Source organism: Acinetobacter sp. 778_lipA, assembly GCF_058242985.1.
In genome coordinates, this window is sequence record NZ_JBZAYT010000001.1 from 1,177,962 (window position 1) to 1,194,276 (window position 16,315).

General features: G+C 38.4%; 27 protein-coding genes. 18 read left to right on the forward strand and 9 right to left on the reverse strand.

The window, feature by feature from the left end; genetic code table 11:
* Window positions 1-6 precede the first annotated feature (6 nt).
* Genes AC4CUY_RS05495 through AC4CUY_RS05520 form a run of 6 tightly spaced genes read right to left on the reverse strand, consistent with a single transcriptional unit; the run spans window position 7 to window position 3,585 of the window.
* Window positions 7-645 (reverse strand): hypothetical protein, encoded by a 639-nt coding sequence (locus AC4CUY_RS05495; RefSeq protein ID WP_490773780.1) that lies wholly within the window; start codon window positions 643-645, stop codon window positions 7-9.
* Entirely contained in the window at window positions 632-1,438 is an 807-nt protein-coding gene (bet, locus tag AC4CUY_RS05500; protein ID WP_096734600.1) for a phage recombination protein Bet, read from the reverse strand. Before bet ends, AC4CUY_RS05495 begins: the two co-directional genes overlap by 14 nt.
* Window positions 1,439-1,448: 10 nt before the next feature.
* Window positions 1,449-2,507, reverse strand: a complete 1,059-nt coding sequence (locus AC4CUY_RS05505) for a hypothetical protein (RefSeq protein WP_490773781.1) — start codon at window positions 2,505-2,507, stop codon at window positions 1,449-1,451.
* Window positions 2,507-2,902 (reverse strand): hypothetical protein, encoded by a 396-nt coding sequence (locus AC4CUY_RS05510; RefSeq protein ID WP_419339019.1) that lies wholly within the window; start codon window positions 2,900-2,902, stop codon window positions 2,507-2,509. The genes AC4CUY_RS05505 and AC4CUY_RS05510 overlap by 1 nt, the downstream gene beginning before the upstream one ends.
* On the reverse strand, window positions 2,899-3,435 hold the full coding sequence (locus AC4CUY_RS05515; protein WP_490773782.1) for a hypothetical protein: 537 nt from the start codon (window positions 3,433-3,435) through the stop codon (window positions 2,899-2,901). The genes AC4CUY_RS05510 and AC4CUY_RS05515 overlap by 4 nt, the downstream gene beginning before the upstream one ends.
* 3 nt (window positions 3,436-3,438) lie before the next feature.
* On the reverse strand, window positions 3,439-3,585 hold the full coding sequence (locus tag AC4CUY_RS05520) for a hypothetical protein (protein WP_004725032.1): 147 nt from the start codon (window positions 3,583-3,585) through the stop codon (window positions 3,439-3,441).
* Between the two features lie 276 nt (window positions 3,586-3,861).
* Here AC4CUY_RS05520 and AC4CUY_RS05525 point away from each other — a divergent pair, with 276 nt between their 5' ends.
* Entirely contained in the window at window positions 3,862-4,482 is a 621-nt protein-coding gene (locus tag AC4CUY_RS05525; RefSeq protein WP_490773783.1) for a sce7726 family protein, read from the forward strand.
* Here the strand turns inward: AC4CUY_RS05525 and AC4CUY_RS05530 are convergent.
* The 3 genes from AC4CUY_RS05530 to AC4CUY_RS05540 form a co-directional block, all read right to left on the reverse strand.
* Window positions 4,446-5,522 (reverse strand): beta family protein, encoded by a 1,077-nt coding sequence (locus tag AC4CUY_RS05530; RefSeq protein WP_490773784.1) that lies wholly within the window; start codon window positions 5,520-5,522, stop codon window positions 4,446-4,448. The genes AC4CUY_RS05525 and AC4CUY_RS05530 overlap by 37 nt on opposite strands.
* Window positions 5,523-5,677: 155 nt before the next feature.
* Window positions 5,678-5,980: a hypothetical protein gene (locus AC4CUY_RS05535; protein WP_411171280.1), complete on the reverse strand. Its 303-nt coding sequence runs from the start codon at window positions 5,978-5,980 to the stop codon at window positions 5,678-5,680.
* 57 nt (window positions 5,981-6,037) lie between these two features.
* On the reverse strand, window positions 6,038-6,712 hold the full coding sequence (locus tag AC4CUY_RS05540; RefSeq protein ID WP_239046288.1) for a LexA family protein: 675 nt from the start codon (window positions 6,710-6,712) through the stop codon (window positions 6,038-6,040).
* Between the two features lie 76 nt (window positions 6,713-6,788).
* On the opposite strand from AC4CUY_RS05540, the gene AC4CUY_RS05545 reads away from it, so the two are divergent.
* From AC4CUY_RS05545 to AC4CUY_RS05625, 17 genes are all read left to right on the forward strand, one after another.
* Entirely contained in the window at window positions 6,789-6,971 is a 183-nt protein-coding gene (locus AC4CUY_RS05545; protein ID WP_004817487.1) for a Cro/CI family transcriptional regulator, read from the forward strand.
* An 8-nt stretch (window positions 6,972-6,979) separates the two neighbouring features.
* Window positions 6,980-7,255 (forward strand): hypothetical protein, encoded by a 276-nt coding sequence (locus AC4CUY_RS05550; RefSeq protein ID WP_004817486.1) that lies wholly within the window; start codon window positions 6,980-6,982, stop codon window positions 7,253-7,255.
* A 69-nt stretch (window positions 7,256-7,324) separates the two neighbouring features.
* Complete coding sequence (locus tag AC4CUY_RS05555; RefSeq protein WP_056517833.1) at window positions 7,325-7,513, forward strand: hypothetical protein; 189 nt, start codon at window positions 7,325-7,327, stop codon at window positions 7,511-7,513.
* On the forward strand, window positions 7,510-8,346 hold the full coding sequence (locus AC4CUY_RS05560; protein ID WP_239046287.1) for a DNA-binding protein: 837 nt from the start codon (window positions 7,510-7,512) through the stop codon (window positions 8,344-8,346). Before AC4CUY_RS05555 ends, AC4CUY_RS05560 begins: the two co-directional genes overlap by 4 nt.
* 2 nt (window positions 8,347-8,348) lie before the next feature.
* Window positions 8,349-9,686, forward strand: coding sequence for a replicative DNA helicase (locus tag AC4CUY_RS05565; RefSeq protein ID WP_239046286.1), 1,338 nt, complete (start codon window positions 8,349-8,351; stop codon window positions 9,684-9,686).
* A complete protein-coding gene (locus tag AC4CUY_RS05570) occupies window positions 9,683-9,964 on the forward strand; it encodes a hypothetical protein (protein ID WP_490773785.1) in 282 nt (93 codons plus the stop codon). The genes AC4CUY_RS05565 and AC4CUY_RS05570 overlap by 4 nt, the downstream gene beginning before the upstream one ends.
* On the forward strand, window positions 9,961-10,209 hold the full coding sequence (locus AC4CUY_RS05575) for a hypothetical protein (protein ID WP_239046285.1): 249 nt from the start codon (window positions 9,961-9,963) through the stop codon (window positions 10,207-10,209). Before AC4CUY_RS05570 ends, AC4CUY_RS05575 begins: the two co-directional genes overlap by 4 nt.
* Window positions 10,206-10,610 (forward strand): hypothetical protein, encoded by a 405-nt coding sequence (locus tag AC4CUY_RS05580; RefSeq protein ID WP_490773786.1) that lies wholly within the window; start codon window positions 10,206-10,208, stop codon window positions 10,608-10,610. The genes AC4CUY_RS05575 and AC4CUY_RS05580 overlap by 4 nt, the downstream gene beginning before the upstream one ends.
* On the forward strand, window positions 10,603-11,010 hold the full coding sequence (locus tag AC4CUY_RS05585; protein ID WP_490773787.1) for a hypothetical protein: 408 nt from the start codon (window positions 10,603-10,605) through the stop codon (window positions 11,008-11,010). The genes AC4CUY_RS05580 and AC4CUY_RS05585 overlap by 8 nt, the downstream gene beginning before the upstream one ends.
* Window positions 11,003-11,227 carry a hypothetical protein gene (locus AC4CUY_RS05590; protein WP_490773788.1) on the forward strand — a complete coding sequence of 75 codons (225 nt, stop codon included), beginning with the start codon at window positions 11,003-11,005 and terminating at the stop codon, window positions 11,225-11,227. The genes AC4CUY_RS05585 and AC4CUY_RS05590 overlap by 8 nt, the downstream gene beginning before the upstream one ends.
* A 2-nt stretch (window positions 11,228-11,229) precedes the next feature.
* Window positions 11,230-11,595: a DUF1064 domain-containing protein gene (locus AC4CUY_RS05595; protein ID WP_490773789.1), complete on the forward strand. Its 366-nt coding sequence runs from the start codon at window positions 11,230-11,232 to the stop codon at window positions 11,593-11,595.
* Between the two features lie 9 nt (window positions 11,596-11,604).
* Complete coding sequence (locus AC4CUY_RS05600; protein WP_275059614.1) at window positions 11,605-12,156, forward strand: hypothetical protein; 552 nt, start codon at window positions 11,605-11,607, stop codon at window positions 12,154-12,156.
* Between the two features lie 426 nt (window positions 12,157-12,582).
* On the forward strand, window positions 12,583-12,759 hold the full coding sequence (locus AC4CUY_RS05605) for a hypothetical protein (protein WP_490773790.1): 177 nt from the start codon (window positions 12,583-12,585) through the stop codon (window positions 12,757-12,759).
* A 975-nt stretch (window positions 12,760-13,734) separates the two neighbouring features.
* Window positions 13,735-13,905: a hypothetical protein gene (locus AC4CUY_RS05610; protein WP_419315948.1), complete on the forward strand. Its 171-nt coding sequence runs from the start codon at window positions 13,735-13,737 to the stop codon at window positions 13,903-13,905.
* Between the two features lie 55 nt (window positions 13,906-13,960).
* Complete coding sequence (locus tag AC4CUY_RS05615; protein ID WP_004725001.1) at window positions 13,961-14,185, forward strand: hypothetical protein; 225 nt, start codon at window positions 13,961-13,963, stop codon at window positions 14,183-14,185.
* Window positions 14,186-14,228: 43 nt separating this feature from the next.
* Window positions 14,229-14,789, forward strand: coding sequence for a terminase small subunit (locus tag AC4CUY_RS05620; protein ID WP_419278248.1), 561 nt, complete (start codon window positions 14,229-14,231; stop codon window positions 14,787-14,789).
* Window positions 14,790-14,798: 9 nt separating this feature from the next.
* Window positions 14,799-16,289, forward strand: coding sequence for a terminase large subunit (locus tag AC4CUY_RS05625; RefSeq protein ID WP_419278247.1), 1,491 nt, complete (start codon window positions 14,799-14,801; stop codon window positions 16,287-16,289).
* Window positions 16,290-16,315 lie beyond the last annotated feature (26 nt).

The following is a 16,315-nucleotide window of genomic DNA, read 5'->3' on the forward strand; positions in this document are numbered from 1 at the left end:
GGAGGGTCATGCTGCGAGCTCCCACTTAAATCCGCGCTTATCTAGCAACTCGCAAAGCATGTCTTGAGCAACACGTGTTTTATTAAGAAGTTGCTTTTCACGCTTAGCATCACGTTCGCGGAATAACGTTGTGATTCGAAGTTCAGGAGCGATATGGCCAACAATGTGCCAGTCTTCAGGTTCATGCTTTTTGATTAAATGACTTGGAGTGTCCACCAAGCCAAAAACTAAACCTGAATTACCAATATCCCAAAGGTGCATGTATGTATCTAATTGCCATTCATACAGTTTTTTCTGACCTTCTTTTATCGTTAAAGGAAAGGTATCCTTTGAGTAAGAAGACTTAACATCCAAAATTAAATCTTCTTCAATTTCACAAATATCACACTCACCAGTGAGCAAATCAGAGGTTTTACGAACCTTGTTTTTGACATAAAAATTGCCAGAAACTTGATTGTAAAGCGCAATTGTTTGGTCTTCTACAACTCGACCTTTTTCAATTTCAAAGGTATTGAGGTTTGGTTTCCATCCAAGCATGATTTGTTTTTCAAGCTCATAGATGTGAGTTAAAGCACCATCAGCCAATGTATCTTTTTCAGGGTAAGTCATAAGCTTACCCACACTTGAAGCTCTAAACTGAATCATGATCAAGCACCTCAGTTTGAGCGCGAACATAGTGTTCTTGCTCGTCTGTGATTTTGTAGTGAGCTTTTAATGCTTCAAGATCACCTTGACCAGCTTTGATTTTGGTAATAGCTTTTTCAATTTGTGCGTCAGTTAGAGAAGGGCGAGAATCAGTCACTTTGGTTTCTTGAGCAACATCATTGCCAACAGTTATGATTTTTCCTTCCATTTCTTCCTTGGTATACTCGTCACCAATTTCTTCAGGAAAAGCTTTACGAAGTGCACCAGCTTCAGCGCATTTTGACAATTGACCACGCTTGCGCTTTGTCCACATGGAATTCAGGCCACCACCTTTTACTGTCGCGCATGCTTCTTCAAAATATTCTGTGTGAGAGAATGCGACCTTTTCGCCATGGATCATGCGATAAACAGTAACAGTACAGAACTCAGGAACAGTATGAGAAATCCCACCGAAATTAATATCAACCATTGGCCCAAACACTGGAGCTTCAATTCCTGCGTAACTGTTTGATCGAGAAGCAGTAATACGGTGTTCTGCAATTGATGGCATGATAATGTCACGCCATTCAGTGTTTCCTGTTTTAGAATCCTTCACATTCATTGGTACGATGTGACAAGGCTTTTTCATAATGTCGAGATTACGCGCTTTCGCATATTCAACTGCCATGACGATTGATTCAGGTTTCGCACCTGGAAAGATTGATGAGGTTAGGGCAGACCACATAGCCTGATCAACATCGTAATCTTTAAGCGAAACACCTAATTGATTTTCAACTTGAGCAACTGCATTCATCTTCTAATCCTTAAAACTTGATTGATACGTGTGGCACTTCACCTTTGTGAATCGCCTGTAAAATTTGTTTGCCCAATTCTTCTGAAACACCAATGCTCACAAGACCTTGAAGTGCCTCATTACAAATTTTCTTTTTGTGAGCTTTGCTGGCTTCTCGTGCTTGCTGTTCTTTAAGTTCAGCATCTGCCTTTGCTTTAACTTCCTGCTCAATACGCAAACGCTCTGCTTCAACTGCTTTTTGGCGATCAATTTCAGCTTGCTTTTCACGCTCTATAGCTTGTTGCTTTAATTGCTGTTCGCGCAATTCAGCTTGTTCTTTTTCAAGTTTTAGGCGCGCTTCTCGTTGTTCGGCTTCAAGCTTTTCTTGCTCGGCTCTTTTACGGTCTGCAAGTGCCTTTGCTTCAGCTTCAACACGAGCCTTGTCTGCAGCTTCACGTGCAATTTTTTCGTCACGTTCTTTCTGCTGGCGCTCGATTTCAGCTTGACGTAGACGTTCTAATTCAGCACGTTCAGCCTCAAGAGATTGGGTTTCAGAAAGGGCATTTCGCAAAGTTTCTAATGTTTCGAGCCTTGCTAATTTCGCTTGCTCTTCATATTCTTCGAATGATGAATCAATTACTTGATCATTAAGTGTTGCGATAGCGCCCTCAATCATTGAAGAATTTGCTGTGATTAAGGAATTGTTATTTGCAAAATGTTTAATTTCCTGAATAGCCGACTCATGCTTTGCCACACGATCTTTTTCCGCATTTTCCCAATCTGTTAATGGCTGGCGAATGCGGTCACGCTCAGTATCCAATTCATCACGCGCAAATTTTCGATCAGCATCAATTTTGTTGGTAACAACCGTGTATTGCTCTTTGAGTTTTTTGCCCTCAGCATCGATTGCAGATTTTGATTGAGCAACCTTATAAGCCAGTGAAGCAATTTCCTTGCGGCCTTTTGGAGTTGTCACATCAGGAACAATACTGCTTACTTGAGCTTTAATTTGATCAATGATTGCTTGAATGCCATTCGCATTGTTGAATGCAGAAACAATCACATTTTGTTCTAATACTTGTAGTTCCATTATGCTGCAACCCCTTTTAATTCATTAACTTTTTCTTCTTCAAAATGCGCTTTAAGCATTTCATTAAGTGTATAAACTTGGCTATTTGTCAGTGCAAATTGAAGTCCTTGAGCAGCAAAAATATCGTCATAATCTTCAACAATAGGACGGTGCCAAGTCGCTACTTCAAGCAAGTCATAATCAACATCAACATCGTTTTGCGGATCGCTTGTATTGTTCCAAGCTAATGAACTTGTAGTTTGGTTTGCTTCAACTACAGCAGACACGTAACAAGCGCTGTAATTCGGTACAATCAGCGAGAAGTGGACTGTTGATCCTTTAATATCAGGCTCATCAGCTACCACAAGATTTTGAAATGTAGGCGCTTCAGGAGCGTAATTAGAAAGCATATTCATTGTTGTGGCTCCTTACTCTTTAAAGCATTCTTTGCACGTTCAGCTTCAGCATATTCAGAACCAAGTATTTCTACACCAACCTTTAGATTGATACTGGTCTCAATATAGAAAGCACCTTGATATTCAAAACATTTGAATGAGCTAAAAAAGAAGCTAGAACCATCCAAGCCAAGTGTTGAATAAAATGAGTTTTTATCTACACGTTTCACTTGTGAAAAATACTTAGAATGAAGCTCATCCCATTTTGTTTTTTCAGCATCGAATTCACTTTGTAGGCTTTTCTTTAAAGGCTTTGTGCGAATCCAAGAATGACCATATTGACGTTCAGGTTTGGTCCAAACTTCACGATTAACCTTAGAGTTATCTTTAAATTTAATCCCACACAACCAAATACGATCAGAGTCTTGAAGAATCACAGGATCAGCTTCATATTCATCTGCAAATAGTTGAGCGTTTTTACGAAGCTCTAAACGATCTGATTCAAGTTTGTTGTAGGCATCTAGCGCTACTTGGTTGATGACTTTGTAAAACATCACTCACCCCCTTACCAAAGCGATATAGAACATCGCACCGATCAAAAAGATGATGATTGAGCCAAGGAGTAAGCTTTGAGCCTTATCCCATAAGCGACGATTCGAAATCTGTTCAATCGTCAGTAGACGTTGTGGTTTTTTGTGTGACATAATTACCTCGTACTGAGTACAAGCCCACTTGTGATTTGCCGTCTAAGTGGGCTTTTGTTTGTGTATGAGATAAATATAAGAAAACTTAGTTTTATTGTCAAGAATTATTCTAAGAAAACTTATATTTTTTTAGAAACTTATTTTATTTATGCTTTAATAGACAAAAGAAAACCCACGCTGGGTGGGTTGAGAGGAGTTTTTAATATTTAAAATCTTCTATCGTTTTGTTAGAATCTGAATCGCTTATAGTGTGACTGCTAGAGTGTGGAGGGTGTGATGATTAACAGTGAAAAAACTTTAGGTCCAGTAGATATACGCATTGCTTTGAGATGCTGGATAGAAAATCGATTTAAGATTAGTCAAAACGATTTACTGATTGATGAGTTAGGTTTTTCAAATAAAGATCCTAATTCCTCAGTGGATTCGACTTTTAGAGCTGATCTAGCTCTAGCTAATGGTCGTTTAGTTGGTTTTGAGATTAAGTCCGAGAAAGATAGCCTCAAAAGATGGACTTCACAAATGAAAGCATATTTAAATGTATTTGATGAGGTTTGGTTATGCGTACATGGTAAGCACTTAGAGTCTGCGCTAACTATTACACCAAAAAAAATAGGTATAATTGTTGTTGATAATTTCGAATCTTTAGCCCTTGTTAGAATGGCTAATAATCATGCGACAAATAATACCTACGACTTATCTGGATTGCTCTGGAAAGATGAACTTATCGATTTAGCGAAACAATATGAAATTAAGATTAAATCACGCACTACAAAAAATGAAATGCGTGAATTATTAGCAGATAGTCTAGATATTAACCTTGTTAGAGCCTTTGTTTTAAAACAATTAAAACTCAGAAAAAATTACCAGTCCTCTTCTTCTTCGCTTGCAACCTCTTGATTTGTTTTTGAGTGTAAAATCGCACAAATATGTTGGTGAATTTTATATTCATTCCATTGCTGTTGACCACCATAACCCTTTTTTGTTAGATCGGTAATATTGCTGATACGTCTAATTTCGGTATTAGACCAGCAAAATTCATCTCCATGATACCCATCTAGACTCAAGATGTTTTTAGCAATATCAACAAACTTTGTATACTCTTGAACCTTCCCTTGACTTTCAATGTACCAAGATAAACTATCCAACAGGTATGTTGCTGCTGGTCGCGGTCTCATATACTTACTAACTTGAACTACATCTGTTGGAGAGGTTGCAGCATAATCTCCATAGATAAAATTATGAGTGTCGACTTTTTCTTTTAATATTTCTTGCCATAGAAGGTCATAACATTCTTGGTAAATAGCACCAACTGGTTTAGCAGGATAAGAAGTGCTTGTTGTGACAATATTTTTTGGTGAAAGGTTATTTTGAATATATTTCAAAAAGGAAACTACGTGATCTTTTTCTATTTGGCTAGAATTATCAATTTTACCTAAATCCAAAAATATTGTTAAATTCTCCATTTCGCTAGATTCAAATGATAATAGAACTTTGTCCAATAGGTTCAAGATATCATTGTGATTTTCATGGTTTAAAGCAACTCTTAAACCAACACTATTAAAGTTTGCCTTAAATTTTTTAACTAATTGAATTAATTCTCTAGGTTTATTTACTGAATTCAAAGTAAGAACTGGTGATATATTTTCATTTAATGTTTTTAATTCACAGTATTTTTCAAATTTAAACAAGTAGTTATTAGAGCTGTCGTTTAATTGGTTATTAATAATTCCCTCTTCATCTAATTTAAAGGATGATGAATCAATCCATAATGGGTATTCATAAGCACTTATAAAGCTAGATACTTTCTCCCAATCATTACCCATTAAAAAAATTAATGGAGTGATCAGTGCTTTGCTTTCATTTGGTAAAGTTATTAATGCATTTATTTCAGATGCACCAGAGCGCAAACAAGGTACATATATTTTCCCATTTAACATTTTATTCTCCACCCGATCAAAAGACTGCGTCGGATTCGCAGTTTAAAAAACGATTGAAACCCAACAGAGGGCAACTGCAATAAGAATTATCCCTAGTTTCATGTAGTCAAATTTATTCATCTTAGATTCTTCTTATAAAAATTGCTTTTGGCTTATTAAGCTTCTGAATACTTTTCCAAAAACTCATCAATCCATCCTTGTGCTACTTCAAGATTGGTTATGTCAGTCAGCTTTAGATTTGTTTCTTCTGCCTCGTTAAAACCCTCAATAATGGCTTCAAAGATATTAGCTTCATTAATGACTTCTTGTGCAATTTCAGCAGGATCATAGCTTTGCTTTGCCTTTTTAAGTGATGCTATTTGTTTATCAATACCTGCGCCGATTTTAGCTAATGCTAGCTTGAAGTCTTGACGATTAATTGTTAGTGCAGTTTTTGATTTATTTAGTGTTGCGATCATAATATTCTCTTTTATATAAGAAATTTAATTTAATGAACTCACGCAAAGGCAGCCTTATTAACTCTTGCGCATCTTATTTCTGCGCTTTGATCTAAATACATATCTAATCGAGTCAACCACCTCTCCAACAAAAACACACTCTTCATCCAGCGGGATGATATTTGGTTTAAATTCAGGGTTTAGAGCCTGTAAATATCTTGAGTTATCAGTTTCGATAACCAGCCGTTTAAAAGTGGCCTCATCATGCTTTCTTACAACGATCACATCCCCTGACTGCATTTCATCATATTGCACTGTTGGATCAACAAGAATGTAATCCCCCTCATGAAATGTAGGGTAGTTACTTAATCCTTGAACTTTTAGATAAAAACATTCGTCACAATCATCAGGTAAAGGAAGCCATTCCTCGACCTGTGACATATCAACCGACTCTACGTTGGTAAACACGCCAGCCTGCACCCAAGAGAGAACTGGGGCCATTTTAGGTGAAACAGGCGCAACATTCCTTTCGCTTTTAAATTCACCACCCTTTCCAGTAAGAATATATTCAGTAGTAACGCCAAACTCATTCGCCATAGCTTCAAGTGATGCAGCCTTAGGTAAATAACTATCTTTTTCCCATTCAGTAACAGCAGGCGAGCTCACTCCGGCAACCTTAGCTAATTGCACTTGAGTTAATTTTTTCGAACGTCTAAGCGCACGTATGCGCTGACCAGCAGATTGTTTTTCCATATAAGTTATCTTACATATTGCTTTTATAAGTTTTCTTTGATTAAATACTAAGAAATCTTATTTTAAGGTGTTAGTGATGACCAAACATGAAGCATTGAAGTTGCTTGGGGTTAATGGTGTTGAGCTGGCTAAGCTTTTAGGTGTTGAACCATCAGCAGTTTATCAATGGCCAGAAAACAAAATCCCATTAGCTCGCGAATACCAAATCCGTGACTTAGCAAATGGAAAAGAACCAATTACACGCCACCAAGTGGCATAGGAAAAACCATGAGCCTTGAAAAAAAATCTACGCATGTGCGCTTATCTCCTGAGAATCACGAACGAGCAAAGGTTTTAGCTGAAATTAAAGGTAAAGACCTTGCTCAATATATGGCCTACCTGCTTGAAAAAGAAATTGCAGGTGAGTGGCATGTACTTAATTTACAAGCAAAATCGTTCGAGCGCTTGGGAGTATCAGCTTTGTTAAGGGATTTAAGTACAGAGGTCGAATTTCGAGAGGGATCCGAAGGGATTCACGGGGATTTAGACATTAAAAAAGCCTGATTTGCGAGATCAGGCTTCGTGTAATTCACCGCGTATTCAATAACCCCCTAAAGAATCATGGAGTATCGAATGAAAACAAATTTAGCACATGAACCACCAGAGCCGCAAGCAACCTATCGAGAAAGAATGATTGAGCAAAAAATCAGACTTCTTGAAGGTGCGCTCAAAGCAAATATGGAAAAGCCATGCTTAGACAATGCCATGGGTGTTGCCAAAGCTCGTTATGACCTTTTTGATTTTCTGCGAGGTGCTGTGTGAATACATCAATCTCAATGATTAAGCTGATTGAGGCTATGAACGATCAACCAATTGCGTTTAACAAACACTATGTTTTTATCGGGTGTGGAATTAATGGCGCACTAATGCTGTCGCAATTGGTGTACTGGACCGCACGTACTAAAAATTCTGATGGGTGGATCTATAAAACCCAACATGACTGGACTATGGAAACTGGTCTAACTCGCAAAGAACAGGAAAATGCCCGTAAAAAACTGAAAGACCTAAGTTTTTTAAAGGAAATGAAAAGGGGTGTACCTTGCAAGGTTTACTTCAAAGTTGAGCGTGAAAATCTATACAAAGCATTAATAGAATACTCTGAAAGCCTTGATTCATCACAGTATGCACCAAACGGGCAATCTAGTCTGAACGAAACGGGCGAACTAGTTGGCACCAAACGTACCAACAGTGTTGCACCAAACGGGCAATCTATTACAGAGAATACAACAGAGAATACTACAGATATTAATTTAGGCGCATCCGCACCTAAAGCACAAAAATTCTCTGCTAAAAAATTCTTATCTCAAAATGGAGTTTCAGAAGAAACAGCTCAAGAGTTTATTGATCTGAAAAACAAGAAACGTAAAACCATCACTGAGCGTGCTTTGAAAATCATTTTCAATCAAGCAAGCGAAGCACAACTTTCAAATGAACGTGTATTTCAGATCATTGTTTTACGTGGCTGGGAATCTTTCAAAGCAACTTGGGCATGGCATGAGACCAATAGTCAATTAGAGCAATTGGAAAATCCAAGAACTGCACATCCACAATCCAATCAACAAGAATCTCTAGAAGATTCATTTGTGGAGTTCTGATCATGTCAAACCTTCACAAGATGGAATTCGAACAAGCTGTACTAGCAACCTTGATGACTGTTGACAACAGCTACAACAGCCTTGAAGTAAAGCCGAGTGTTGAGGACTTTTACGCTACTCGTCACCAAGAAATTTTAAAGGCCATTGAAAACCTAAATATCCAAGGCAAGCCGTATGACGTGGTGATGGTTAAGGATTTACTTCAAGCCAACAACCAATTACATATCCTTGGTGGCGAGCAGTACTTGATGCAAATGATGCAAGAGGCACCAGCATCGTTTTACAACATTCCAAGCTACATCTTGAAGTTAAAGAAGCTTACCGAGTGCCGAAAAATTGAATCAGCTGGTAAGAAAATCATTGAGCTGGCTCAAAACACATTGACTGAAGACATGCCAATGAAAGCCCAAGAAATTGTGGCTGGTGTTGAGTCAGTGATTGCCACCGATACTCGTTACAACCTACAGGATTCAAGCGTTATGGCGTTTGAAGTACTGAACGAGAAGATCCAGCACAAGACCAACAAAACTGGTTTGGCTTATGGCGTAAATACAGGTTTACGTGACCTTGATGCAATGCTTGGAGATATAGAGCCAAGTCATTACATGGTAGTCGCTGGCGCACCAGGTGGCGGTAAAACAACAATGGCTCAGATGGTTTCACTCAATGCAGTTAAGCGGAACAACGCACCTACATTGTTTTTCTCAGGTGAAATGGCTCATTACGAAGTCACCAATCGAATTGTAAGTGCTTTGGGCAAGATCCCATTTGATCACATCAACAAGGGAAATATGACAAGTGATGATTATTCATCATGGGTTCATTTGACTGTCGATGTTTTCCCTCAATACAAGCTTGATATCGTTGATAAAACAGGTATCACAATTCAAGAAATCCGTGGAGAAATTAAGAAATCAATTGCAAAGCATGGACGAATCGGCTGTGTGATTGTTGATTACATCCAGTTGATGAGCGATCCATATTTCAAAGAACAATACGATGTTATTACCGCAGTTTCAAAAGGTTTGAAAAAGATTGCTAAGGATTTCAAGGTTCCAGTAATCGCTTTATCTCAACTCACAAAAGATGCCATTGGCAAAAAAATCACAATGTCTGATTTACGCGGATCAGGGCAAATCGCTCAGGATGCCGACAAAATTGTGATGCTCTATCCATGTCCAAATGCACAAGGCGTGATCGTTGCTGATGTTGTTAAAAACCGACAAGGCAAAAAAGGAGAGGTTCGTTTGAGTGATCGATTTGAGTATTGCCAGTTCGGAAATGTAGGCAGTGTTTTAGATGGTATTGAGAGCGGGTCAATGCAAGGGGAGCTGGTATGAATGCGGTTGAGTTTGTGAAAAAACACGGTTGGGAAGAAGCCAAGAAATTCTTGAATTTACCAAGTTACACGATAGACCAATTATTAATGCTCCAGTCTGGTCTGCGTTGCAATGAATTGCAAAAACTAGTCGATAGTTGGGAGTTAGTGGAGTCATGGGGAGGATTAGAAGATGCAAAACTATATGATTTATCTCCTTGTGAAAAAAAGCCTGAATCCGCAGGTTATAAGTTGAAAAAAGCCATTACTGACGTGGAAAGCGTAGGGGGTGGGGTGTGAGCGAATCTAAAACAACATTCGAAGATCATTTAAGTGTAGTGCTTTTTGCGTGCTATGCAACACAACCTTTTACGATCAAGGATATTCAAGAAGCAGTGCTAGATATTCATAGAGCTAATGTCTATCACTTGCTTCAAATGTTTGTGAAGCAAAGATATTTAGAGCGAGTTACGGACACGCATTACAAAGCAACACAGTACGCAAAAGACATCTTAAATGTTGAGCGCAATGAGGTGGCACTATGACAACTATAAACAACCTGACTATTGAGCAGATGAGAGAGATTGTGGATGGGGCGCCTGAACATGCGGAGCGATGGCTAAATGGGATGTATCTAAAACAAGGTGAGTGGACATGGTGGTGGTCTGGTTATGTAAGCAAATGGCTTCAATTTGAAAAGCATATTTACAGCAATAGCAAATTTGAAATAGCTATAGATTTAAACGACCTCCGCTCCGCCATTGCAGAGCATGACACTGCATGGATGGAGAAGAGATTCGGGATTAAGAAATGGTATCCAATTCCTGAACATCACATGTGCTCTGACAAGCGAACAGACGACACCACAGACCACGTCACAGACATTCGCAATCACGTTAGTCCGAGTACGGTTGTCAAGGACTTGGAGGCAGAACGTCATGGATAAGTGCAGAGAAGCGTTTGAGCGACAACAAGCTGATTTGACTGGTACAGATTATGAAGAGTTAAAAGCGCATTTTGATAACAATGAACAGTACTTTGGCTCACGTTATAACAAAGGCAGTATGTATGAGCGAGATTGGGGTATTTGGGAAGCATGTTGGCAATCCCGACAGGCCGAGCTAGACCAACAAAAGCTGTTAACTCGTGATTCAGAGCTTCATCTTGATGCTGCGAAAGAAGAGATTGAGCGATTAAAGGGTGTGGTTGATGAGAGGCACAAGCTGATTGAAGCGGCTTTGTCTGTTCTTAAAGGGCTTAAAGCTGAAAATGATTTGTGGGGATGTGATCAAGTAGAAGTGCAAATTGAGATTTTAGAAAAAGCCCTGCGAGGTGAGCATGAGTGATTATCTAAACATGACCCTCCAAGAGCTTCAGCAAGAGCATGCGGAACTTCTTTTATTCAATGAAGAGTTAGACCGTCGTTGTAAACATCACGAAGCACAGGCGAAGAAATATCAATTTAAATGCTGGTCAATTTCAAGTTTGTTCATTGTCCCAAAGGATGATCACGAAATGACAATCAAGGCCATCAAGACAATTTTGGAAAGGGTTGGTGAATAACAATGCAAATTCCTAAAGCTCGACCTCGCCAATCAAAATACAAGAACAAGACTATCGAATGTGATGGTCTAAAGTTCGATTCACTCAAAGAAGCTAGACGTTATCGAGAATTGAAGATTCTTGAGCGTGCAGGGGAAATCAGAGATCTACAGACGCAATATGCGTTTGTACTCGCTGAGTCGGTCAGATTTAGCAATGAGCCACGTAAGAAGCCAGCGCTTCGTTATATAGCAGATTTTGTCTATCTCAAAGATGGGTGCCAGATAGTTGAAGATGTCAAAAGCAAGATTTCAAGAAGTCTTGTTGAGTATCGAATCAAAAAGCATTTGATGATGTCAGTGCATGGGATTGAGATTTTAGAGGTTTAAGGGGCAATTATGAACGCAGTAGCAGAGAAGTTTGAACAATTCGAGTGGTTGACTCATGGCATCACTGCGAAGTCACCACAATTCAATGATGAGACAAAAGGCACAGGAGAGAAACCTTTGGACTATCAAGATCGCTTGGGTGCTATTGCGTCATTAGATACACCACTTGAAAAGGCAATCACTTCAATTGTAATTTTTGGAGAGAATGCAAAAGGGGATTATGATTTTCTGTTAAACCACTTAGCAGGGATTATGGTTAAAGAGGCAGCACAGGACGGCAAGAAAGATCCTGATAAGATGACCTTGAAGCACTTGGCTTCACTTATTGCTCGTATGGTCCTAGATTTTGCTATCAATCCAGCAATGGAAGATAACTTTACAGCTAAAGGGCGTTTGTACTATGCAGGGATTGGCGAGAATAAAATGAATTATGAAGCGTATAGAAAATCATGGAAGCAGTACGAAACTATGATGATCCTATCAATTGAAGGCGCAATCAAATGTGCATCTGAAGGTGTGGAAAAGTACAGAAAACAGACATATAAAGATGTGAAAAATTAAGCTTCCCAAAATAATGGGAATAGGATATATTAATTCATATTCTGGTCGTATTACGGTTCATCCGAGACCAAGACAGTTTTGATTTCCATGCCCACTGGTCCTATCAAGTGGGTATTTTTTTTGCTTAAAAACAAGTTGGGAATAAGTAATTATGTTAAATGTTGTTTCTCGTGTATAATATGTAAACAATTATTAAATAAGGTAGTAAAGTTATGTACTACTCTTTAAATGCAATGTTTTTTTTCGCTATATTTCTTATTCTTACATTATTAATGTATCTATTTGGTGGTCTAAATTCAGGTTTAGTATTTTATAGATAGCGTTTGTAACCTTACTTAAAGCTCACTTTCCAGTGGGCTTTTTGCATTTCTGCTATACCAAAACTGCATATCAGGTTTAAACTCCCACCGATAAATAGGAAAACACATGAATATTTGCATCGGTGGCGATCTTAGCGGTCAAGTTGTAGAGAAAAGCCCGAACGATTACTTCCAGCAGTCAATTGTAATTGGTGAAAAGACATATAAGTTTTGGTTTTCAGATAAAGTAAGTTTTCATGATGCTTTTGTTGAAGCTGAGAAGCTGGCAAGGCAAATCAAATAAGGGATTATCCCGTATTTAAAATTAAAGGCGCTTAGGCGTCTTTTTTTACGTCTAAATTTTATAAAGGTGCTTGTGACGTGCACAAGTGATCTATTGAGGATCGACTCATGAAAAATTGTTAGCTTTAGTAGCAACTTGGATTTGTGACGTTTGCCATAATAATGGTGAACTATAAGCGCAAACGGTGGGATGCAGAAACCAGCCGTATAAATCGGTTTGAATCCAATGTGATTTCGTCACACATTGAGTTAGCCTCAGAGCCTTAAAGCGTGGGTGACTCCCCGACCAATTGAATTGAAAGACACAGAGCAGATCAATAGCTAACTTTGAGATGTTTGTCGTGTTGAGTAGCGGTAGATCAGTTGCCGAGTTGATCAATATCGTAATCTAAGGCAAGGATGTGGCAGATCACCACGTCCTTTTTAATTCCAAGGAGAACAACATGCTCCGAATTAAACAAATTTTCTGCCGCCACGTTTGGGAATATTCAGATTTCTTTACGGTGAGAGAGTGTCGGAAGTGTGGGAAGGTTAGGCCTATTTAGATTTTAAAGAGAAGTGATTTATGCTGTATAGCGGATCAGGCAATTCTAATCGGTCACTTCATCTTTAAAATTGAACTATTCGGGAATTCCGAATAGCTGATAAGCGCAAAACGTGTAGCAGGGTAAATGTATGTTTAAGGGGGATGACATCAAATGTCACCCTTAATTAGGTGTAATCACACCATTTTAAACCTTTCGAATTCGAAACCTTTAACCACCTCAACGGTGGTTTTTTAATGCCTAGAGGAAAGTGGGATGAAATCTTTATTAATCACACTATGGTGCATGGTTCGTAAGCATTTTGGTATTTGCACACATCCAGTTCATGCAGAATTATCAGTAATGATAAAAGGTATAGAAATAAGAAGATGTCGCAAGTGCCAAGAATGCATTCAGCAACATGGTAAATACTGGGTACAGTCGGAGCGCTTATGGACAAAACCGAAGCACTAAGCAATCTCAAGCGATATGAATCTGAGATCAATAAATATCAAAGCTTATCTCGTGGCCTTATGACTCGTGATGAAATGATTGTCATTGATCGAAAGATTAGTCAGCTAAAAGAATGGTCTAAAACAATTAGAAGTATGTTGAGTGATTGATCTTACTTGGATAATTTGATAATTTATTGTTTCTAAATTAATTATAGAGATAATAATGAAATCAAAACAATATATCTTAGTAAATATTTGTGGAGATAAATTTGGATTCTCAGATATAAGTAATAGCGGGAATCTAGAACTTTATCTATCTGGTCAAGAATATGATAAGTCGTCTTTTGAATTTGAATCTGCAAGTATTATTCTTATATTTGAAGCCAACTTAGAAGATGACATAAAAGAGATGATCCATAAATCCTTTCGTAAGCAGTTAGTTGGTTAACAACTAAACCTCCTTCGGGAGGTTTTTTATTGGAGATTCCTTTATGGAAGATATAGAGCTTCCGAAAGGGAGTGAGCCACTTGAAGATGACCGTCGTGAGCGGTTAGCGCAAGAATATTTAAAATGCTTGAACATTGCCAAAGCTGGTGAATTGGCAGGGTATGCGGATAAGAGCACTTCTTGGAGGGCATTCGAACGTGATGAAGTTCAAGAGCGAGTTGCATATTTAAGCGCTCAAAGATTGGAGCGCACCCAAGTAGATGCGGATTATGTTTTAAGACGTTTGGTTGAGATAGATCAGATGGACGTTTTAGACATTATGGATGACTCTTATAACTTCAAACCAATTGGTGAGTGGCCTTTAATTTGGCGTCAATATGTTTCCAATATAGAAAATATTGAGCAATTTGAGGGCTTCGGAGAAGATCGTGAGCAATCAGGTTGGCTTAAAAAAATCAAATGGCCTGACAAAGTCAAGAACCTTGAGCTGATTGGTAAGCATGTAAGTGTTGGGGCTTTCAAAGACAAAGTTGAGCTTACAGGTTCTGTAACAGTTCAAACAATTTCAGATGTTATGGATGAGATAGGGGATGAAGATCTTTAAGGAGGTAATATGCTCTCAAATAAACAAAGAGAACTCCTTAAAAATCGGTTCTGGCGCTTAAATAATCTTTATTTTGTAGAAGATAAAAACGGAAAATGTGTCAGATTTAAAATGACACCTGAGCAGTTAGAATACTTTGATGGTATGCATGACCGTAATGTCATTCTTAAAGCTCGTCAGCTTGGTTTCACTACAGAAGTTTGCATTATTCAGCTAGATCTAGCGTTATTTCATCATAAGCATTGTGCTTTGATTGCACATACTTTACCAGATGCTGAACGCCTATTTCGCAATAAGACCAAATATGCTTATGACCGCTTAACTGATGATGTGAAGCAGGCGAATAAAGTTACCAAAGAAACAACCAGTGAAATTGTATTCAAGAAAGGTGGATCCGTTACTGTTTCAACTTCATTCCGTGGTGGAACGCTATACAGCTTGCATGTTTCAGAATTTGGGAAGATTTGTGCAAAGCATCCTGATAAAGCAAAAGAGATTGTTACTGGTGCATTTGAAGCTGTTCCACTTGGTGGTCGGATTACTCTTGAAAGTACTGCAGAAGGACGCAGTGGTTATTTCTATCAATATTGCCAAGACGCTGAAAAGTTAAAACTTCAAGGTAAAACTTTAAACCCATTAGAGTGGAAATTCTTTTTCTTCTCATGGTGGAAGAACTCTGAATATCAAATCCCAGCAACAGAGATATCGGAACGATTAAAGGAATACTTCTCAGATTTAAAAGTTAAGCACAATATTCACACCACACCTGAACAACAGTCATGGTATGCATCCAAAGAAAAGACTTTGGGTGATGACATCAAGCGAGAATATCCAAGCATTCCATCTGAGGCATTTCAGCAATCAGTTGAAGGCGCATATTACAAGAAGCAATTTAAATTCTTATATGCAAATGGTCGAGTTGGTGAGTTACCAAGTAATGATCATTTGCCAGTAATGACCTTTTGGGATTTAGGCGTTTCAGACTCAATGGCAATTTGGTTTATCAGGAAAATTTCTGATGAATGTTATCAAGTCATTGATTACTACGAGAACTCGGGTGAAGGCTTAAGACATTACTTTAAAGTGTTGAAAGATAGAGGCTACACATATTCAAAACACTACGCACCACACGACATCAAAAACCGTTCTTTAACAGGTGATGCTAAATCTCGTCTAGATATCGCTAAAGAAGGTTATGAAATCGATGGTGAAATCTATTCCGTTCGATTTGAAGTGGTTGAAAGCATAGGTGTGATGGATGGTATAGAACAGACTCGTGAGATCCTTAAATACTGTGAGTTTGATGAAACCAAGTGTGAAGAAGGTATTTCTCATTTAGAAAACTATCGTAAAGAGTGGGATGACAAAAAAGGGTGTTGGAAAGATAAACCTCTGCATGATCATACCTCTCATGGTGCTGATGCATTCCGCATGTTTGGTGTAGCGATGAATAAGCGAGAAAGAAAAGTCAAAACTCGAAGAATTCGAGGGATGGCTTAAATAGTATGCACCTTCGGGTGCTTTTT

Excerpts from the sequence above, each read along its gene's own strand:
- AC4CUY_RS05540 (WP_239046288.1), bottom strand. The coding sequence starts at position 6,712 with ATGGAAAAACAATCTGCTGGTCAGCGCATACGTGCGCTTAGACGTTCG.
- AC4CUY_RS05550 (WP_004817486.1), top strand. The coding sequence starts at position 6,980 with ATGAGCCTTGAAAAAAAATCTACGCATGTGCGCTTATCTCCTGAGAAT.
- bet (WP_096734600.1), bottom strand. The coding sequence starts at position 1,438 with ATGAATGCAGTTGCTCAAGTTGAAAATCAATTAGGTGTTTCGCTTAAA.
- AC4CUY_RS05610 (WP_419315948.1), top strand. The coding sequence starts at position 13,735 with ATGGACAAAACCGAAGCACTAAGCAATCTCAAGCGATATGAATCTGAG.
- AC4CUY_RS05595 (WP_490773789.1), top strand. The coding sequence starts at position 11,230 with ATGCAAATTCCTAAAGCTCGACCTCGCCAATCAAAATACAAGAACAAG.
- AC4CUY_RS05505 (WP_490773781.1), bottom strand. The coding sequence starts at position 2,507 with ATGGAACTACAAGTATTAGAACAAAATGTGATTGTTTCTGCATTCAAC.
- AC4CUY_RS05600 (WP_275059614.1), top strand. The coding sequence starts at position 11,605 with ATGAACGCAGTAGCAGAGAAGTTTGAACAATTCGAGTGGTTGACTCAT.
- AC4CUY_RS05580 (WP_490773786.1), top strand. The coding sequence starts at position 10,206 with ATGACAACTATAAACAACCTGACTATTGAGCAGATGAGAGAGATTGTG.
- AC4CUY_RS05530 (WP_490773784.1), bottom strand. The coding sequence starts at position 5,522 with ATGTTAAATGGGAAAATATATGTACCTTGTTTGCGCTCTGGTGCATCT.
- AC4CUY_RS05520 (WP_004725032.1), bottom strand. The coding sequence starts at position 3,585 with ATGTCACACAAAAAACCACAACGTCTACTGACGATTGAACAGATTTCG.
- AC4CUY_RS05495 (WP_490773780.1), bottom strand. The coding sequence starts at position 645 with ATGATTCAGTTTAGAGCTTCAAGTGTGGGTAAGCTTATGACTTACCCT.
- AC4CUY_RS05565 (WP_239046286.1), top strand. The coding sequence starts at position 8,349 with ATGTCAAACCTTCACAAGATGGAATTCGAACAAGCTGTACTAGCAACC.
- AC4CUY_RS05570 (WP_490773785.1), top strand. The coding sequence starts at position 9,683 with ATGAATGCGGTTGAGTTTGTGAAAAAACACGGTTGGGAAGAAGCCAAG.
- AC4CUY_RS05525 (WP_490773783.1), top strand. The coding sequence starts at position 3,862 with ATGATTAACAGTGAAAAAACTTTAGGTCCAGTAGATATACGCATTGCT.
- AC4CUY_RS05605 (WP_490773790.1), top strand. The coding sequence starts at position 12,583 with ATGAATATTTGCATCGGTGGCGATCTTAGCGGTCAAGTTGTAGAGAAA.
- AC4CUY_RS05620 (WP_419278248.1), top strand. The coding sequence starts at position 14,229 with ATGGAAGATATAGAGCTTCCGAAAGGGAGTGAGCCACTTGAAGATGAC.
- AC4CUY_RS05555 (WP_056517833.1), top strand. The coding sequence starts at position 7,325 with ATGAAAACAAATTTAGCACATGAACCACCAGAGCCGCAAGCAACCTAT.
- AC4CUY_RS05545 (WP_004817487.1), top strand. The coding sequence starts at position 6,789 with ATGACCAAACATGAAGCATTGAAGTTGCTTGGGGTTAATGGTGTTGAG.
- AC4CUY_RS05590 (WP_490773788.1), top strand. The coding sequence starts at position 11,003 with ATGAGTGATTATCTAAACATGACCCTCCAAGAGCTTCAGCAAGAGCAT.
- AC4CUY_RS05510 (WP_419339019.1), bottom strand. The coding sequence starts at position 2,902 with ATGAATATGCTTTCTAATTACGCTCCTGAAGCGCCTACATTTCAAAAT.
- AC4CUY_RS05625 (WP_419278247.1), top strand. The coding sequence starts at position 14,799 with ATGCTCTCAAATAAACAAAGAGAACTCCTTAAAAATCGGTTCTGGCGC.
- AC4CUY_RS05535 (WP_411171280.1), bottom strand. The coding sequence starts at position 5,980 with ATGATCGCAACACTAAATAAATCAAAAACTGCACTAACAATTAATCGT.
- AC4CUY_RS05515 (WP_490773782.1), bottom strand. The coding sequence starts at position 3,435 with ATGTTTTACAAAGTCATCAACCAAGTAGCGCTAGATGCCTACAACAAA.
- AC4CUY_RS05585 (WP_490773787.1), top strand. The coding sequence starts at position 10,603 with ATGGATAAGTGCAGAGAAGCGTTTGAGCGACAACAAGCTGATTTGACT.
- AC4CUY_RS05615 (WP_004725001.1), top strand. The coding sequence starts at position 13,961 with ATGAAATCAAAACAATATATCTTAGTAAATATTTGTGGAGATAAATTT.